The organism is Megalodesulfovibrio gigas DSM 1382 = ATCC 19364 (genome assembly GCF_000468495.1).
GTDB classification, from domain to species: domain Bacteria; phylum Desulfobacterota; class Desulfovibrionia; order Desulfovibrionales; family Desulfovibrionaceae; genus Megalodesulfovibrio; species Megalodesulfovibrio gigas.
Genome location: NC_022444.1, coordinates 981,952 through 998,048 on the forward strand (window position 1 = coordinate 981,952; position 16,097 = coordinate 998,048).

The following is a 16,097-nucleotide window of genomic DNA, read 5'->3' on the forward strand; positions in this document are numbered from 1 at the left end:
AGGAGTGCACATGACCGTGCAGGAAGCCATTGCCCGGCGGCGCAGCATCCGCAGCTTCACCGGCGCGCCCCTGACCCAGGCCCAGTTGAATACGCTGTTGGACGCCGCCCGTCTGGCGCCCTCCAGCCTCAATTCCCAACCCTGGCGCTTCAAGGTGCTCACTGGCGCCGAGGACAAGGCCTGGCTGGCCGGCTCCGTCTCCCGGCAGCAGGGCTTATTCACCTCCGCCGGCGCAGTGCTGCTCTGCTGTGCGGACATCTCCGGCTATCTGAAGGAATCTGCAGCATCCGTGCAGGCCTATGTGGACTCCGGCTTCACCGGCCCAGTGATGGAAGGCATCAAAGACTATTTGACCGTGGAACAGGCATCGGCCCGCGAACGGCTCCGGGCTGCCGGCGCCATGAACGTGGCCCTGGCCGTCTCCCAGATGATGCTGCAGGCCGTGGAACTGGGCCTGGGCACCTGCTGGGTAGGCATGTTCGGCGAGGACGCCATCAAGGCAAGGTTCGGCCTGGGCGAGGAACTGGCGGTCATCGCATTGCTGGCCGTGGGCGTGCCCGCGGGCGAGCATCCCGGACCAGCCACACGCAAACCGCTGGACGCCATTCTCCTTCCATAAAAAGGAACGCCTCATGGAACAACAGACGCTGCGCGCCTGGGAGCAACGTTGCACGCAGGAGGAGCCGCCCAAGTGTCAGGCGGCCTGCCCGTTGCATGTGGATGTGCGGGCCTTCATGGCCGCCATGCAGCAAGGCAAGTGGAAAGAGGCCCGCGCCGTGCTGGCCCGGACCATGCCCCTACCCGGCGTGCTGGGCCTTGTGTGCGAACAGCCCTGCCAGACCAGTTGTCGCCGCGCGGATCTGGACGAAGCCCTGCGCATCGGGGATCTGGAACGCGCCGCCATCCGTCTGTTCCCGCAACGCGAAGCCATCCGCCCCCTGCCGGCCAAGAACGTCCAGGTGGCCATCCTGGGGGCTGGCCTCTCGGCCCTCACCTGCGCCTGGGATCTGGGCAAGAAAGGCTACACCCCGGTGCTGCATGCCCCCGCAGGGGAATGGGGCGGCCTGCTGCGGGACATTCCGGAAGATCTGCTGCCTTCACAGGCCCTTGAAGACGCCTTTGCCCAGCTGGCCGGCCTGCGCGTGCAGCGCGTGGAGGCGCCGGCCCTGAACCGTGCCCTCTTGGATCAGCTTTCTGCTAAATTTTCAGTAGTCTATGTTGGTTTGGATACGCCGTCGCTGGCCGGCGGTCCGGCATCCCTGGGACTGGAGCCCCCCGCGGCAGTGACCTGGCAATCCGCGGAGAACACCTTCTGCGGCGGCTTCCAGACGCGCACCTGCATCGACGCCGCCTTCCAGGGCCGCATGGCTGCGGTGTCCATGGACCGCTTTCTGCAAAAAGTCTCCCTCACCGCCGCCCGGGACCGCGAAGGCCCCTTCGAGACCACGCTGTTCACCAGCATTGAGGGCCTGCCCACCCAGGCGGCAGCCCCGGTTGTGTGGCAGGATGCAGACACCGTCCGCGCCGAGGCCGGCCGCTGCCTGCTGTGCGAGTGCAAGGAGTGCGTGAAGGTCTGCGTATACCTGGAACAATTCAAGGGCTATCCCAAGAAGTACGCCCGGGAGCTGTACAACAATCTTTCCATCATCCAGGGCCTGCGCAAGGCCAACACCATGATTGAAAGCTGCAGCGGCTGCGGCCTGTGCGAGGCCGTCTGTCCCGGCGACTTCCACATGGGCAGGCTCTGCCTGGAAGCCCGGCAGGAGATGGTCCGCACGAACAAGATGCCCGGCTCGGCTTACGACTTCGCCGTGCGGGACTTCGAAGCCAGCGTCTCGGACCAGGCCGCCCTGCTCCGCCATGCGCCGGGCGCGGATTCCAGCGCGTATCTCTTCATGCCCGGCTGCCAGTTGGCCGGCTCCTCGCCGGCCATGGTGCAGCGCGTGTACGGCCACCTGCGGGACCGCCTGCCCGAGCCGGCCGGGCTGCTGCTCTCCTGCTGCGGCGCACCGGTCAAATGGGCCGGCCAGCAGGCGCGCTTTGACGCGCATCTGCAGGCGCTGGAGCAATCCATCATTGCAATGGGATCGCCCACCATCATCGCCGCATGCACCACCTGCATCGACACATTCCGGGAGCACCTGCCTGCGGTCAAGTGGATCTCGATGTGGGAGATACTGGAAACGCACCCACCGGAGGCGGCCCCGGTCAACAGATCCTTCTCCCTCCATGACCCCTGCACGGCCCGGCATCTGGAGCCCGTACGCGGCGCGGTGCGGCGGCTGGCCGACCGCTGCGGCCTTGCCCTGCACGAACCGCGTCTGTCGGGCGAACTGACCGAGTGTTGCGGCTTCGGCGGCGGCATGGAGTCCGCCAACCCGGCCCTGGCCGACACCGTGGCCCGCACCCGCGCCAGCCGTTGCGAGGGAGACATCCTCGCCTGGTGCGCCATGTGTCGGGACAGCCTCTCGCGTTCCGGCAAGACCGTCCATCATCTGCTGGATTTCCTGTTTCCCGAGGCGGCCGAGGCGCCGGTCTGCGCCACCTGTTCGTACATCCGTCGCGGACCGGGGGGGCCAGATCGCCAGGAAAACCGCCGCCGGCTCAAGCGGGATCTGCTGGCCGAACTGTGGCAGGAACGGGCGGCCATGCACGAGGATACCAGTCCCGTCCAGCTGGCCCCCGAGGTGCGGGACATGGTGGACCAACGGCGCATCCTGCTCTCGGATATCCGCGCCGCCCTGCGCCATGCCCGCGAAACCGGCAGGGAACTGACCAATCAGGAAACAGGCCGCCGCCTCGTCTGCCATGCCCCGGGCACGGTGACGTACTGGGTGGAATACTCCATTGAAACCACGCATATGGCCGTCTATCGCATTCACCGCGCCTGGAGCCATCGCATGGCCATATCGGAGGTCTGATGCAACGCTTTCCCGAGATCATCGCCCGGTATGAAGGCTGGCGCTGCGCCGCCTGCGACGAGCCCATGACGCCCGGACCAGCCCAGCTTTCCTATATGGGCGTGGTCTTCGACGTGGAGCTGCCCAGGTGCCCGCGCTGCAAGGCCGTGCTGGTGCCCGAGGAACTGGCCCTGGGCAAGATGCTGGATGTGGAACAGGTGCTGGAGGATAAATGATCGCCCCGCCGCCCTTCCACGCCCGGGCCGAGGTGCGCGCCGTGCTGGGGCAGACCCTGCGTCCCGGCGGCCTGGCCCTCACGGGCAGGCTGCTGGACTGGGCCGAGGCCGCCGGCCTTGCGCCGGGCGGCCGGGTGCTGGATCTCGGCTGCGGCCCTGGCGCCTCCTTGCAAGTGCTCCACCGTCGAGGCCTGAAGGCCGTGGGGGTGGACGCCACGCCCCCGGATATTCCGGGCTCCCTCGAAAACGTGCCGCGCGTGCAGGCCGCGGCCGAGCACTTGCCCTTTGCCACGGCCAGCTTTCACGCCGTGCTCTGCGAGTGCGCCGCCAGCTGCATGGGCCCGGGACAGGCACTTTTTGACGAGATCCGCCGGGTGCTGCGCCCTGGCGGGGTGCTGCTGCTGTCGGACCTGTACCAGCGCGGTCCGCAATGCGAAGCCCGCGCTGGCGGCGGCAGCTGTCACGAGGGCGCGCTGTCCCTGGACGGCTGGCGCGCTGCCCTGCGGCGGGCAGGCTTCTGCATCCTGACCCTGGAAGATCACAGCCGGGCCATGGCCGAGCTGGCTGCCCGGCTGGTGTTCGCCGGGGCGCTGTCCTTGCGGTCCGGGCAGGACTGCGCGCCGCCCGGCTACTTCCTGTGCCTCGCAACCCGTGAAGGATGATGTCCATGGGATACGATTCGGAACACGACGTCCTGCGACTGGCAGCCGAAGGCTTCAACTGCAGTCAGATCGTCCTCAGGCTCGGCCTGGAGCTGGCCGGCGAGGACCGGCCGGAGCTTGTCCGCATCGCCCACGGCCTGGGCCACGGCATCGGCCACTGCGGCGAGATCTGCGGCGCGCTGCTGGGCGGGGTCTGCCTCCTTTCCTGGCACGGCGGCCGGGGCGCGGCGGGAGAACTGGCCCACCCCATGCTGGACGCCATGGTGGCCGATCTGACGGGCTGGTTCCGGGAATCCGCCTGCGCCGGCTTCTGCGGCATCCGTTGCGCAGACATCCTGGAGGATGCCGGCGGCCGGCCGCACCCGGAACGTTGCGCCGGCCTCACCGCGGCGGCCTACGAAAAGGCCGTGGAAATTCTCCAGCAATACGAGATTGATCCCACCATGCCCCCGGAGTCCGCCCATGCCTGAGGCGGCGACACGCAGCCTGTGCCCGGAATGCCTGCAGGTGCTCCCGGCGGTATACGTCCAGGAAGGGGCGGAAGTGTTCCTGCGCAAGACCTGTCCGGAGCATGGCGTCTTTCAGACCATCGTCTGGCGCGGGGAACCGGCCTTTGCCGGCTGGCTGCGGCCCAAAACGCCCGTGCCCGGTCATGCCGAGGCTCGACCCGCGGCCCTGGGCTGCCCCCGCGACTGCGGCCTGTGCGCCAATCACCGCCAGCACACCTGCTGCGCCGTGGTGGAGATCACCCAGCGCTGCGACCTGGGCTGCCCGGTCTGCTACGCCGCCTCGGGATCGGATGCGCCGGCCGATCCTGACCTCACCCGCCTGGGCTGGCTGCTGGATCGTCTCAAGGCCCAGTCCGGAGACTGCGTGGTCCAGCTCTCGGGCGGCGAACCCTGCGTGCGGGACGATCTGCCGGCCATCGTCGCCCTGTGCAAGGCCAAAGGATTTTCCTTTGTGCAGATCAACACCAACGGCCTGCGTCTGGCCCGTGAGCCGGACTTCGCCCGCCGTCTGGCCGAGGCCGGGGCGGATACCATCTACCTGCAGTTCGATTCCCTGGACGATGCGCCATACGTGGCCCTGCGCGGCCGGCCCCTGCGGGACACCAAGCTGCGGGCCGTGGATGCCGCCGCCGCTGCCCGCCTGGGTGTGGTGCTGGTGGCCACGGTGGTGCTCGGCGTCAACGACGGCCACCTCGGGGCCTTGCTGCGCTTTGCCGTGGCCAACGGCCCGGCGGTGCGCGGGCTGCATCTGCAGCCGGTCAGCTATTTCGGCAGGATGCTCTCCATTCCGGAAGACGCCCAGCGCATCACCCTGCCGGAGCTCATGCGCGGACTGGAGACGCAGACCGCCGGCCTCGTGCATGCGGCAGACTGCATCCCCCCCGGCTGCGAGCATGCCCTGTGCTCCTTCCACGCCAGCTACATTCGTCGGCCAGACGGCAGCCTGCGCCTTGTCTCCACTCCCGAGGGCTGCTGCGGCCCTGCCAGTGCCGCGCCGGCGGCAGAGGGCGCGCGCAAGGCCAAGGACTTCACCCGCCGGCAATGGGCCTTTCCCGAAGACACCCCCGAGGGAGCGGAAGCCGCGGGCGAGATGGATCGCTTCCTTGCCGACGCCAGACGCCGCGCCTTTTCCCTCTCGGCCATGGCCTTTCAGGACGCCTGGACCATGGACCTGGAGCGCCTGCAGGGCTGCTGCATCCATGTGCTCAGTCCCGACGGCCGGCTGATTCCCTTCTGCAGCTACAATTGCACGTCCCGTCACGGCCAGACCCTGCACCGCGGGGTGAAGGCATGACCGGGCACCGTCTGGACGACTGGATAGCCGCCCGGCTGGGACTGGACACGCCGGGCGCGCCGGGCACCGCACAGCTGCGCGCGACGCAACTGCAACGCCTCAACGAAACCCTGGCCTGGGCCCGACGGCACAGCCCGTTCTGGCAGACGCATCTGGCCGGTACGCCAGACGTCCTACACTCCCTGGATGCGTTGGCCGGGCTGCCCCTGCTCACGGTCGAGCAGGTGCGCCAGCAGGGCCCAGCCTTGTGCTGCCTGCCCCAGGGCGACTTCGAGCGCGTAATCACCCTGCAGTCCTCCGCCACCACCGGTCCGGCCAAGCGGCTGTATTTCACCCGGGACGACCTGGACGCCACCGCGGACTTCTTTGCCGCAGGCATGGCCCACATCGTCCCGCCCGGCGGCACGGTGCTGCTGCTCATGCCCGGAGACCGCCCCGGCACCGTGGGGGATCTGCTGGGCCAGGGGCTGGCGCGGCTGGGCTCCGCGTGTATTTCTTTGGGATTCCTGCGGGATGTGGACGCGCTGCACGAGACCATCCGCACGCACGCCGTCGCCTGCGTGGTGGGCCTGCCCTGGCAGGTGCTGGCCGCAGCGCGTGCCGGCGGCCGGATCCCCGGCCTGACCTCGGTGCTGCTCTCGGCAGACCGCGCCCCGCGCTGGCTGGTGGACGAATTGCGCCAGCGCCTGGAGTGTGAAATCTTCCTACATTGGGGCATGACCGAAACCGGCCTCGGCGGCGCGGTGGAGTGTCCGGCGCATGACGGCCTGCATCCGCGGCTGCTGGATCTGCACCTGGAAGTCATCCATCCGGACTCCGGCACCCCCCTGCCGCCGGGCGAGCCGGGGGAACTGGTGCTGACCACCCTGGCCCGGCGCGGCATGCCGCTGATCCGCTATCGCACGGGGGATCTGGCCCGTCTGCTGCCCGGTCCCTGCGCCTGCGGCAGCCCTTTGCCACGGCTGGAGAATCCCACGCGCCGGCGTTCGCCTTCCCTGGCCCTTGTCACGGGGGACCTTGTGGACGAAACCGTGCTGGACGATGCCGTGATGCAGACCCCGGGCCTGCTGGCCTGTCGTCTGGAGCTGCTGACCGTCGAGGGGCGCGAGGTGTTGCGCATCCATGCCTGCGGCGGCGCGATGGAGGACATCGCGGCCAGGGTGCAGGCTGTGCCGGGCTGTCAGTCCCTGCCCCTGGACATCCGGCAGCACCGGCTGGAATCTCTTCTGGCGGACACGCCCCCCAAACGAACCATCCGCCGCATTGTGCACAAGGAGCCCCTGCATGCTGCTGTTTGACGCCATTGCCGCCGCGCCGACGCCGGCGGCCCTTGTGACCATCCTGCATCAGGACGGGTCCACCCCCCGCACGGCCGGGGCACGGATGCTCGTGTTCCCCGGCAACGCCATCCAGGGCACCATTGGCGGTGGGCTGGTGGAGGCGAAGGCCATAGCCCTGGCGGCCACGGTGCTGGAGACCGGCGTTGCTGTCACTGCGGCGTACGATCTTGCCGGCGCCAACGGCCAGGGCATGGACATGATCTGCGGCGGCCGCCTGGAAGTCCTGGCCGAACCCCTGGACATCCCGGCGCGGGCCGCCTTCGCCGAGCTGACCGCGCATCTGGCCGCGGGACGACGCGCCGCCATGCGCACCCAACTGGTCATGGTGGACACAGGCCGTCTTGACATCCAGCGCGAGATCCTGGCGGATCCCCCGGCCGATGCGCCGGCCTGGGATTTTTGCACGGAAGGCCAGATCCGGCGGCTGACCGAAGTCCACACCCCGCCGCCCTCGCTCTACCTCTTCGGCGCGGGGCACGTCTCCCAGGCCACGGCCGAAGTGGCCCATGTGGCCGGCTTTCGGGTGGTGGTGGTGGATGACCGGCCGGAATTCGCCAATGCCGCCCGGTTTCCCGTGGCTGCGCGCATCGTGACGCCGGCGTCGTATGACGGGCTGTTCGCTGCCCCGGGCCTGGCCGAGGAAGTCCTCGGGACGCAAAGCCATCTGGCCATCCTCACCCGCGGCCACCGGCACGACGCCACGGTGCTGGCCCAGGCCCTGCGCACGGCGGCGGGCTGGATCGGCATGATCGGCAGCCGCAGCAAGCGCGACGCCACCTACCTGCGCCTGCGGCAGGAGGGGTTTGGCGATGCGGATTTTGCCCGGGTGGCCTGCCCCATCGGCCTGGCCATCGGCGCGCAGACGCCGGGAGAAATCGCCATCAGCATCGTGGCGCAACTGGTGCAGCACCGCGCCGCGCTGCAGGCAGGCAAAGTATGCCCGTGATGTTCCTGCGGCATGGCCATGTGGAACGGCCCGGAGAGCGGGTCTATGTGGGCCAGCTGGACCTGCCCCTGTCCGAAACCGGGCGGCAGCAGGCCCGGTGCGTGGCGGCGTCCCTGGCCGGAAACACCGTCCGGGAAATTCGCTGCAGCGACCTGTCCCGCGCCCGGGAGTTCGCGGCAATCATCGCAGCGTCCCTGGAGTGTCCGCTCGTTGTCGATCCCGTCTGGCGGGAAATCTCCCTGGGCAGCTGGGAAGGCCGGGCCATGGCCGACGTGGCCCGGGAACACCCCGACGCGTTCCAGGCCAGGGGCGACGATCCCGCCGGGGTGCGCCCCCCCGGAGGAGAACATTTTGGCGATGTGCTGGCCCGCGTGCTGCCGGCCATGACGGCCCTGCAGGCCCAAGACAACGGGCGCGACATCGTGGTGGTGACTCACGCCGGGGTCATCCGCTCCCTGTGCTGCCATCTGGAGCATCGTCCCTGGGACACCTTGTTTTCCCTGAACATTCCGTATGCCGGCTTCTGGAAGCCAGCCCATGCACCGCAAGGAGGATGCCGCCGTGACACTACCGCGTGAGACACCGCCTGTTTCGGTCTGCCTTCAGGAGCACAGCCCTGCCCCGTGCACGCCCGCGCTGATGACGGCCGAGACCTATCAGTCCATGGAGCGGTTCGAGTTGCTGATGCATCTTGGGCATCCGGACATGGCCATACGATACCTGGCCGGTCGGGCCATCCTGGCCCGCTTTGAAGACGCCGAGGCCATCCTGCTGCGGGAACTGGCCCACCCGCGCTGGACCGTGCGTCAGGACGAGGCCCTCAGCCTGCTGGTGGGACTGCAATCCCGGCAGGCAGGCGTCCTGCTTGTCCCCATGCTCCAGCACCAGGACGAACGCCGCCGCCTGGCCGCGATCAAGGCCCTGCGCTGGCTGACGGACGAGGCGGACGTTTTTGTGAATGCCCTGGGGGATCCCTGCTGGCAGGTGCGGCTGGAGTCCCTCTTTGCCCTGAGCGACTTTGGACGTCCGCAGGATGCGCACGCGTTTGAAGTCCTGCTGGGAGACGAGCACCCCCGGGTGCGCCGGGCGGCCCAGGATGCCCTGCGGCGCTGGAAACGCCGTTCGCCGCTGCGCTCCCTGCGTCACGCCCTGGCGCAGCAGCAGGACCTGGACCTGTGATCTGCAGTATTTCGCCGAAGAACGCACAATGCATATTCACGTTCTTCGGCGGAATACGATGGCTCCCCGGCCTGCTGCATTGCCGCCGCCGGGGAAGGAGCGACGGCAAAGGCTGCTGACGAAGGACCATTGCAGGCCCATGTGAGCTGGCGGGGGATTTGGCGCAGCGGGATATGGCGGGATTTGGGGGGACTTGGCGGGATGTGCTTGGGATTCGGTGGGGTTGTGGGGCATTCTGTGCGCCCCGGCGAACCCGGACATTCGCGGGGGATTTGGCGCAAAAAATGGCTTTTGCGGGGGATTTGGCACAACTCGGACATGCTGACCGCCGCTGAAAAATACGCGCAAGAAGCCGGAAAGAAAAATGTTTCTCCGGCTTCTTGTTTTTTGCGGGCCGGCGCGAACCCGGACATCGAACCCGGACATGTGCCAGATGTCCGAGTTCGATGTATCAATTTGTTTTATATGAAATTTTTAGAAATACGCCAGATGGGGATGATGAAAAATCTTTCGGGATGTCCGGGTTTGAGAATTCTTTACGAGAGGGGCACGTCTATAATAAATATATGGTTATTCACTATGTCTCGGGCTGCAATTTGCACTGTTGCCCCGCTCCCGGCGTGCACAACAATGGAATGCCCATTGCTATTTGTGTCCCCGTTCTGCTGATTCTCCTCGGCCCCATCTTCCTGGGGGCGTTCACCTTCTTCTGTCCCAGCATCTTGAATGAGTTTGATGATCTTGTCTTTCGGAGACAACTTCTCAGACATGGACACCTCTTCCAACTTGACGAAACGCTACACCACTGCTCGCAACAACGTCACAATGCTGCCCTTGGCCTCAGTTTCTGTGCGCATCAGGCTGTAGGCAGCCACAATCAATTCGGCCTTCTTCTCAGGCCGCAAGGTCTGGCGAATGCTCGTCAGACCTTCTTCCACCGCCTCAATTGCATCCCGCAGGCGTTCCAAGTCCAGCTCCGGACATATTGACTTGGGCGCAGGTGGGGCCGGATGCACGCCAGTCAGCAGCCAATCAATAGAACACCCCAACACGTTGGCGAGTCTGCATAGGACATCGCCACTAGGGGTTTTCCCGCTTTCGTAGTTCTGGATCGAATTGACCGCAACACCAATATTTTCCGCAAGAGCTCGTTGTGTAAGACCTGCCTTTTTGCGTAGTCCGGCAAGCCTTTCTCCAAAAAACTGCAGGCCGCGATTATCTCTTTCCTGCGCCTCAGCTGTTTTTGGCATGACATTTCCGCTTTTTATTGAGCCCCCACCCATTTTGTATAGCACAAAATTTTGTGGCAACAGGTCGCAGGTCATGTGTAGAAAACACAAAAAAGCATTGACCTGCACACAAGAATTTGTGTATCGGGGACGTGTGTAGAGTAAAAATCAGCCTGACAAGTTGACTTTTAGACCAACGGATTTGTTGAATCAATGGCAAAAAAACGGCCTCTCCCTGACAACGCGCCCCGGCAACTGCTGCTGCCCCTGGCCCCATGCGGGACAAAGGGGATGCGCGCCGGGATGTTGCTGCGCAAGGACGCCGTGCGGGAAGCGCTGACAGAGGCCCTGGCCGGGTGCCCACTTTCCCGCGAGGAAGTGGCTGCGGAGCTTAGCCGGCTGACGGGCGAGGCCGTGAGCGTCCATCACCTGCACAGCTGGTGCAGCGAGGCCAAGCGCGAATGGCGCTTCCCGCTGGAGCTGGTCACCGCATTCTGTCTCGTTACCCAAGATTTTGGTGTGCTGGCCGCCGTGCTGGATGGCACGGGCCAGGCCCTGGCGGACAAGGAAACTATGACGCTGGCCGAATATGGCCGGCTGGTCGCCGAAGACAAAAAACGCGCCGCCCGTCGGCGTGAGCTGCAAGAGAGGTTGGGCGTATGAGCCGGTTAGAGTCGAGTGCCCGCAAGATTCGGGCATGGCTTGTCCTCAAAGGCATCCGCCAAGTGGAGGTCGCTCGGGATTTGGAAATCAGCCCGGCCACGGTGGGCAAGTTCATTGATGGCCACAGCAAAAGCAAGCGGCTGGGTGATTACCTGATCGGGCGTGGCTGCCCCAGGGCCTATCTTTCGGGCAGGATGTAGATTCCTTCGGCAGGGCGCTCACATGGGATATGGCACCGCGGAAATAGCAGCAGCCCTCGGCATTGATCAGCGTTCGGCACGCCGCAGGGCGGCTGGTGAAGCCTGGCCTTGCGCCAGACGCCAGGGACGCGGCGGGGGGCGGGAGTATCAGCCTGTTTCCCTGCCCCAGGATGTGCGGGATGCCATTCTGGCCTGGGAGCTGAAGAAGGCCTCTCAGGCCGGCGCGTCTTCCGTGCCTGCTGCGACCGCCCCGGTTTCAACTGGAGCGGTTCCTGCGGTGCCTGCCTCTGCTGGCTTGCCCGTTACACCGGCCGGGCCGACATCGGCGTTAACGCATGCCCAGCGCAAGGTGATGGTGGCGCGGCTGGGGTTCATCCGGGAAATTGAACGCCGGGTGGACGGCGGCATGGGCAAGGGCGAGGCGTTGAACAGCCTGGTGGCCCAGAGCAAGGACGGCACCTTGCCGGCGCATCTGGCCCGGCTGGTGGAGGTGGCCAATGACCGCGGCGGGGCGGAGCGTGGGCTTTCCCGCCGGACGTTGCAGCGCTGGCAGTCCCTCTTTGCCCTGGCCGGGGAGCGCGCCCTGGCCCCGGCGCGGGTGGAAAAGGATCTGACCATCCCGCCCTGGGCCGAGGCCTTCCTGGCCTGCTGGCGCGATCCGCAGAAGCCCTCCGTGGTGGACGCCTACACCAACGCCTTTGGGCCGCCCCATGCGCCCCATGCCGGCGCGCCCTCCATCCATGCCGTGCGGCGGTTCCTTGACAAATTGACCGTCCTGGCCCGCGAGGAAGGCCGGCGCACGGGCAACGCCTGGTTGTCCCTGATGCCCTATGTGCGGCGGGACACCTCGGACCTGACGCCCACCGAAATTTACACCATGGACGGCACCACCATGGACGTGGAAGTGCTGCACCCGGACACGGGCCGGCCCTTCAAGCCCGAGGTGACGTTCGTGATTGACGTGGCCACGCGGGAATGCGTGGGCCTGTCCATCGCCCTGGCCGAGAGCGCCGCGGCCACCCTGGACGCCCTGCGCATGGCCTGCCTGTACCTGGGCATTCCGGCCATCGTCTATGCCGACAACGGCCCTGGCTACCAGAACGCGCTCTGGACCGCCGAGGGCCTGGGCATGATGGACCGCCTGGGCAGCACGCTGACCCACTCCATCCGTTGCCGGCCGCAGGGCAAGGGACTGATGGAACGGGCCGTGAAGACGGCCTGTAACGTGGTGAAGCAATTCATCACGTGCACCCATGCGGACATGGACCGGGACGCGGCCAAGAAGGTCTACAAGCTCTCCCGCAAGGGCCTGAAGAACGGCCAGAACATCCTGCCCACCTTGCGGGAGTTCGCCGGGCAGCTGCTGGCGCGCATCGAGCTGTACAACGCCACGCCGCACCGGGCCTTGCCCAAGATCACCGACGAGACCACGGGCAAGCGCCGCCGGCTCTCGCCTCGGGAATACCGCCGGACCTTCGTGGATCAGGGCTGGCAGCCCTGCACCGTGGACGCGTCCCTGCGCGAGGAGCTGTTCATGCCCTCGGAGACGCGCAAGGTCAGCCGCGGCTGGATCGCCTTCCATGACGGCAAGTATTTTTCCAAAAGCCTTGAGGAGTTGCACGGCGAGGCCGTGGAGGTCCGCTACGACGTGTTCGACGCCTCCCGGGTCTACGTCTGGAGTCTGGACGGGGTGAAAATCTGCGAGGCCGAGCTGGACGGAAACACCACGCCGTACCTGCCCCGGCCCATGCGCGAGGCCGCGGCCGAGAAGCGGCGCAAGGGCCAGTTGAAGCGGCTGGAGGCCAAGGCGAATGCCATCGAGCCCGGCGCAGTGATCCTGCGGCCAGAGAGTGACGCTCCGGAGATGCTCTCTGACGTGCTTGTGGCCGGGCGGGATGCCCGGGAAGTCCGGGATGTGGCGGCCATCGATGTGACGCCGCTGCCTGCGACCACCACGCCTGCGGACGACGCCAAGCGCCCGCTATTCATGAGTTCCATACATCATTTCCGCTGGCTGATGGAGCATCGGGACCAGTGCACCGAGGCTGACGAGGCCTGGCTGGCCCGCTACGCCACCACGCCGGAATATGCCGACCTGGCAGACCGGTATGCCTTTGAAGGGATTGCCTATGCGCCGCAGGAAGCGGCGCAGCGGAAGGCGGGATAGGAATCGGGGGAACCCCTTTCTGTAGAAAGGGGTTCCCCCAAACCCCCTCCCCAAAGACTTTTAGCAAGGGGTTGGAGAAAAACCATACAAAGTTTGGGAAGGGGGAGCGCGAGGGGGAGAACCCTTTTCAAAGGGTTCTCCCCCTCGCACCCCCGCCCACAAGGGAAGGAGCCATGAAAAAACAGTTTGTCAAAACAGAGAATTACAGCCGCTTTGTGGCGGCGGTGCGCGCGGTGGAGCAACGCGGGGCGGCCGAAGCCGGGCTGTTGCTGCTGCATGGCCTGCCCGGCCTGGGCAAAAGCCACACGGCGGACCGCTGGGCCGTGGACACGGGCGCAATCTTCCTGCGGGCCAAGGTGGATTGGACGCCGCGCTATTTCCTGAAAGACCTGGCTGCCACCCTGCGCACCGTGGACACCAGCGGCAGCAGTCAGCAGCTCTTTGGCCGCCTGCTGGATCATCTGGCCCGCTCCCAGCAGCCCTTGGTCATCGACGAGGCCGAATTCACCCTGGCCCGTCAGGCCCAGGTGCTGGAGAAGATCAGGGACATCTCCGACTATGCTGAAATCACCGTGGTGCTCATCGGCATGGAGAAAATCCAGAAGATGGTGGCGCGGCATGGGCAGATTCATTCCCGCATTGCCCAGGCCGTGGAGTTCCAGCCGGCCACCCTGGCCGACGTGGCCTATGCCTGCGGGTTGCTGTCCGAAGTGCCCATGACAGAAGCCTTGTGCGCCGAAGTGCACCGCCTGAGCGGCGGGCGCATGCGCGAGGTGCTGAACATCATCGCCACGGTGGAGCGGGTGGCCAGGGAATCCGGCCTGGACAAGGCGGACGTGGAGCATTTCCGCGGCGTGGCCCTCTCGTATGACTGGCAGATGCGCAGGCCCCGGACCGTGCACGCAGGGGCTGGGGCGGCGGCATGAGCGCGGCCCGCTCCAAGGGTTCCACCGTCAGTCAGCGTGTCCTGACGCGCCTGGCCGCTGCGGGCCATTGTCAGGGCACGCAGGAACTGGCGGATGCGTTGGGCAACTCTGCCGACAGCGTGCGGCATGCCCTGCGGACGTTGCAGAAGCGGGGCCTCGTGACCTCCCTGNGGAGGTCACGAGCGGGCCGCGGCCTGGCCAAGCCAAAAGCCGGCATGCCCAGACCCTGCGGGCCAAGGCCTGGCGCGCCCTGCGCCTCAAGGGCAAGTGCAGCCTGGATGACCTGCTGATGCTGGTGGCTGACGGCACGGAGAAGGACGCGGAACGCCAGCTGCGGCGATATTGCAAGGCCTTGGAGGCCGCGGGCTATCTGGTGCCCATGCGCTCCGGATGGCTCCTGCCCGCCGACCGCAACACCGGCCCCGAGGCCCCGGCCTACAACAGCCAGGCCCGCACCGTGACCGATCCCAACACGGGGGACGTATGGCCGCTGCCCCAGAACTAGACTGGCTGGCCATCCTCAAGCGCGAAGTGGCCGCCAGCAGCTGCCAGGCCGTGGCCGCGGCCATGGGCGTGAGCCGCACGGCGGTAAGCCTGTTGGTCAATGGCAAGTACACGGCGGACCCGGCGCGCATGGCCGCCAAGGTACTGGAAACCTTCACCCGCGTGCAGTGCCCGCATGCGGGGGTGCCGGTGAGCCCGCAGGAATGCGGCCAACGCGCCGGCGCCATGCCCACGGGCAGCCCCGGCGCGCTGCGCTGGTGGCGGGCCTGCCAACGCTGCCCGCACAACCCGTTACAACTGAACAAAAACCCTGCTGCCTAACGGAGAGACAACAATGGCGACTGCAAGTGAACAAATCAGAAATTGCGCTGTGGCCCTGGGAACAATGATGCACGCTGTCAACGATGAGCATGCGGCCCTGCTCCGGGTGGTGCGGCAGAACCTGCAGGCTGCGGCGGATCAGGCCGAGGCCCTGGAACGGAAACCGCTGTTGGTGGTGGTGCCTGGAGTGGCCCATGCCCCCCGCGCGTGAGCTGATCCGGCTGGGCTTCCGCGTCAGCCGGTTGAAGGACTGGACGCGGGATGCCGCCGTGCATCGGGAAATCGACGGCATTGTGGAAGAGGTAATCCGGCTGGCCAAGGCCCTGGGCGAACAGAAAGCGCCGGTGAACCTGGAAACGGAAGAGGAGGTGACGGCATGAGTGAGGAAGCGACGGCCTACGGGGCGACGCCGGGCGTGGCGGTCCCCGAGGGCTACATGGAAGACGCCAAAGGCCGCATGGTGCCCGTGGGCATGGTCAAGGACGAACACCGGCTGGCTGATGAGTTGGTGAAAGGCGTCCTGGGCCGGGCCAAGGCCCTGCGCGCGGACATGGAAGAATTCCGCGGGGAGACTTTGGCGGACATCGAAACCTATCTGGAACTGCTGGACGAAAAATACGGCGTCAAACGCGGCGGGCGCAAGGGCAACGTCAAGCTCTACACCTTTGACGGCCGCTACCGCGTGGACCGGCAGCGCAGCGAGCACATTGCCCTTGGCGAGGAGCTGGAAGCCGCGCGGGCGCTCATTGACGAGTGCCTGGCAGAGTGGGCCGAAGGCAGCCGCGATGAACTGAAGCTCCTGATCCAGGACACCTTCCGCACGGACAGCCAGGGCAAGCTGGACACCGGGCGCATCCTGGCCCTGCGGCGCATCAAGATCGAGGATCCGCGCTGGCAGCAGGCCATGCAGGCCATCGGCGACGCCCTGCGCGTGGTGGGGGCCAAGACCCTGCTGCGCGTCTACGAACGCACCGCCGACGGCGCCTACAAACCCATCGCGCTCGACATGAGCGCCCTTTAA

22 protein-coding genes are annotated in these 16,097 nt (G+C 66.6%); 20 read left to right on the forward strand and 2 right to left on the reverse strand.

Annotated elements, in window-relative coordinates:
• Positions 1–10 precede the first annotated feature (10 nt).
• From DGI_RS04315 to DGI_RS04360, 10 genes are read left to right on the forward strand one after another with little or no spacing between them, the layout of a single operon-like run.
• On the forward strand, positions 11–619 hold the full coding sequence (locus DGI_RS04315; RefSeq protein ID WP_081696661.1) for a nitroreductase family protein: 609 nt from the start codon (positions 11–13) through the stop codon (positions 617–619).
• The gene (locus DGI_RS04320; protein ID WP_407656294.1) at positions 570–2,921 is read left to right on the forward strand and encodes a pyridine nucleotide-disulfide oxidoreductase/dicluster-binding protein; all 2,352 of its coding nucleotides are present in this window, start codon (positions 570–572) and stop codon (positions 2,919–2,921) included. Before DGI_RS04315 ends, DGI_RS04320 begins: the two co-directional genes overlap by 50 nt.
• Positions 2,921–3,136 carry a DVU_1557 family redox protein gene (locus DGI_RS04325; protein ID WP_021759496.1) on the forward strand — a complete coding sequence of 72 codons (216 nt, stop codon included), beginning with the start codon at positions 2,921–2,923 and terminating at the stop codon, positions 3,134–3,136. The genes DGI_RS04320 and DGI_RS04325 overlap by 1 nt, the downstream gene beginning before the upstream one ends.
• On the forward strand, positions 3,133–3,798 hold the full coding sequence (gene trsM, locus DGI_RS04330; protein WP_021759498.1) for a DVU_1556 family methyltransferase: 666 nt from the start codon (positions 3,133–3,135) through the stop codon (positions 3,796–3,798). The genes DGI_RS04325 and trsM overlap by 4 nt, the downstream gene beginning before the upstream one ends.
• Before the next feature lie 5 nt (positions 3,799–3,803).
• Entirely contained in the window at positions 3,804–4,268 is a 465-nt protein-coding gene (locus DGI_RS04335) for a DVU_1555 family C-GCAxxG-C-C protein (protein ID WP_021759500.1), read from the forward strand.
• The gene (gene trsS, locus DGI_RS04340; RefSeq protein ID WP_021759501.1) at positions 4,261–5,601 is read left to right on the forward strand and encodes a radical SAM (seleno)protein TrsS; all 1,341 of its coding nucleotides are present in this window, start codon (positions 4,261–4,263) and stop codon (positions 5,599–5,601) included. The genes DGI_RS04335 and trsS overlap by 8 nt, the downstream gene beginning before the upstream one ends.
• Entirely contained in the window at positions 5,598–6,899 is a 1,302-nt protein-coding gene (locus DGI_RS18275; RefSeq protein WP_021759502.1) for a DVU_1553 family AMP-dependent CoA ligase, read from the forward strand. The genes trsS and DGI_RS18275 overlap by 4 nt, the downstream gene beginning before the upstream one ends.
• On the forward strand, positions 6,886–7,887 hold the full coding sequence (locus DGI_RS04350) for an XdhC family protein (protein ID WP_021759503.1): 1,002 nt from the start codon (positions 6,886–6,888) through the stop codon (positions 7,885–7,887). Before DGI_RS18275 ends, DGI_RS04350 begins: the two co-directional genes overlap by 14 nt.
• The gene (locus DGI_RS04355) at positions 7,878–8,465 is read left to right on the forward strand and encodes a histidine phosphatase family protein (protein ID WP_021759504.1); all 588 of its coding nucleotides are present in this window, start codon (positions 7,878–7,880) and stop codon (positions 8,463–8,465) included. The genes DGI_RS04350 and DGI_RS04355 overlap by 10 nt, the downstream gene beginning before the upstream one ends.
• Positions 8,449–9,066: a HEAT repeat domain-containing protein gene (locus DGI_RS04360; RefSeq protein WP_021759505.1), complete on the forward strand. Its 618-nt coding sequence runs from the start codon at positions 8,449–8,451 to the stop codon at positions 9,064–9,066. Before DGI_RS04355 ends, DGI_RS04360 begins: the two co-directional genes overlap by 17 nt.
• A 536-nt stretch (positions 9,067–9,602) precedes the next feature.
• Here the strand turns inward: DGI_RS04360 and DGI_RS04365 are convergent.
• The gene (locus DGI_RS04365) at positions 9,603–9,836 is read right to left on the reverse strand and encodes a hypothetical protein (protein WP_027192747.1); all 234 of its coding nucleotides are present in this window, start codon (positions 9,834–9,836) and stop codon (positions 9,603–9,605) included.
• Positions 9,837–9,863: 27 nt separating this feature from the next.
• Positions 9,864–10,391 carry a helix-turn-helix domain-containing protein gene (locus tag DGI_RS17805; protein ID WP_081696656.1) on the reverse strand — a complete coding sequence of 176 codons (528 nt, stop codon included), beginning with the start codon at positions 10,389–10,391 and terminating at the stop codon, positions 9,864–9,866.
• A gap of 195 nt (positions 10,392–10,586) precedes the next feature.
• Here DGI_RS17805 and DGI_RS04370 point away from each other — a divergent pair, with 195 nt between their 5' ends.
• The 10 genes from DGI_RS04370 to DGI_RS04405 all read left to right on the forward strand — a co-directional run bounded on the left by DGI_RS04370 (position 10,587) and on the right by DGI_RS04405 (position 16,097).
• Positions 10,587–10,958 carry a hypothetical protein gene (locus DGI_RS04370; RefSeq protein WP_144284110.1) on the forward strand — a complete coding sequence of 124 codons (372 nt, stop codon included), beginning with the start codon at positions 10,587–10,589 and terminating at the stop codon, positions 10,956–10,958.
• Positions 10,955–11,158 (forward strand): hypothetical protein, encoded by a 204-nt coding sequence (locus tag DGI_RS04375; RefSeq protein ID WP_027192746.1) that lies wholly within the window; start codon positions 10,955–10,957, stop codon positions 11,156–11,158. Before DGI_RS04370 ends, DGI_RS04375 begins: the two co-directional genes overlap by 4 nt.
• 22 nt (positions 11,159–11,180) lie before the next feature.
• Positions 11,181–13,325, forward strand: a complete 2,145-nt coding sequence (locus DGI_RS04380; protein WP_021759508.1) for a Mu transposase C-terminal domain-containing protein — start codon at positions 11,181–11,183, stop codon at positions 13,323–13,325.
• Between the two features lie 173 nt (positions 13,326–13,498).
• Positions 13,499–14,251 (forward strand): AAA family ATPase, encoded by a 753-nt coding sequence (locus tag DGI_RS04385; RefSeq protein ID WP_021759509.1) that lies wholly within the window; start codon positions 13,499–13,501, stop codon positions 14,249–14,251.
• Positions 14,248–14,541 (forward strand): FaeA/PapI family transcriptional regulator, encoded by a 294-nt coding sequence (locus tag DGI_RS19565; protein ID WP_144284111.1) that lies wholly within the window; start codon positions 14,248–14,250, stop codon positions 14,539–14,541. The genes DGI_RS04385 and DGI_RS19565 overlap by 4 nt, the downstream gene beginning before the upstream one ends.
• On the forward strand, positions 14,541–14,756 hold the full coding sequence (locus DGI_RS18285) for a hypothetical protein (RefSeq protein ID WP_051349727.1): 216 nt from the start codon (positions 14,541–14,543) through the stop codon (positions 14,754–14,756). The genes DGI_RS19565 and DGI_RS18285 overlap by 1 nt, the downstream gene beginning before the upstream one ends.
• On the forward strand, positions 14,735–15,076 hold the full coding sequence (locus DGI_RS04395; protein ID WP_021759510.1) for a helix-turn-helix domain-containing protein: 342 nt from the start codon (positions 14,735–14,737) through the stop codon (positions 15,074–15,076). The genes DGI_RS18285 and DGI_RS04395 overlap by 22 nt, the downstream gene beginning before the upstream one ends.
• A 64-nt stretch (positions 15,077–15,140) precedes the next feature.
• Positions 15,141–15,287, forward strand: coding sequence for a hypothetical protein (locus DGI_RS18685; RefSeq protein WP_158407286.1), 147 nt, complete (start codon positions 15,141–15,143; stop codon positions 15,285–15,287).
• Positions 15,271–15,456, forward strand: coding sequence for a hypothetical protein (locus tag DGI_RS04400; RefSeq protein WP_021759512.1), 186 nt, complete (start codon positions 15,271–15,273; stop codon positions 15,454–15,456). Before DGI_RS18685 ends, DGI_RS04400 begins: the two co-directional genes overlap by 17 nt.
• Positions 15,453–16,097, forward strand: a complete 645-nt coding sequence (locus tag DGI_RS04405; protein WP_021759513.1) for a DUF3164 family protein — start codon at positions 15,453–15,455, stop codon at positions 16,095–16,097. Before DGI_RS04400 ends, DGI_RS04405 begins: the two co-directional genes overlap by 4 nt.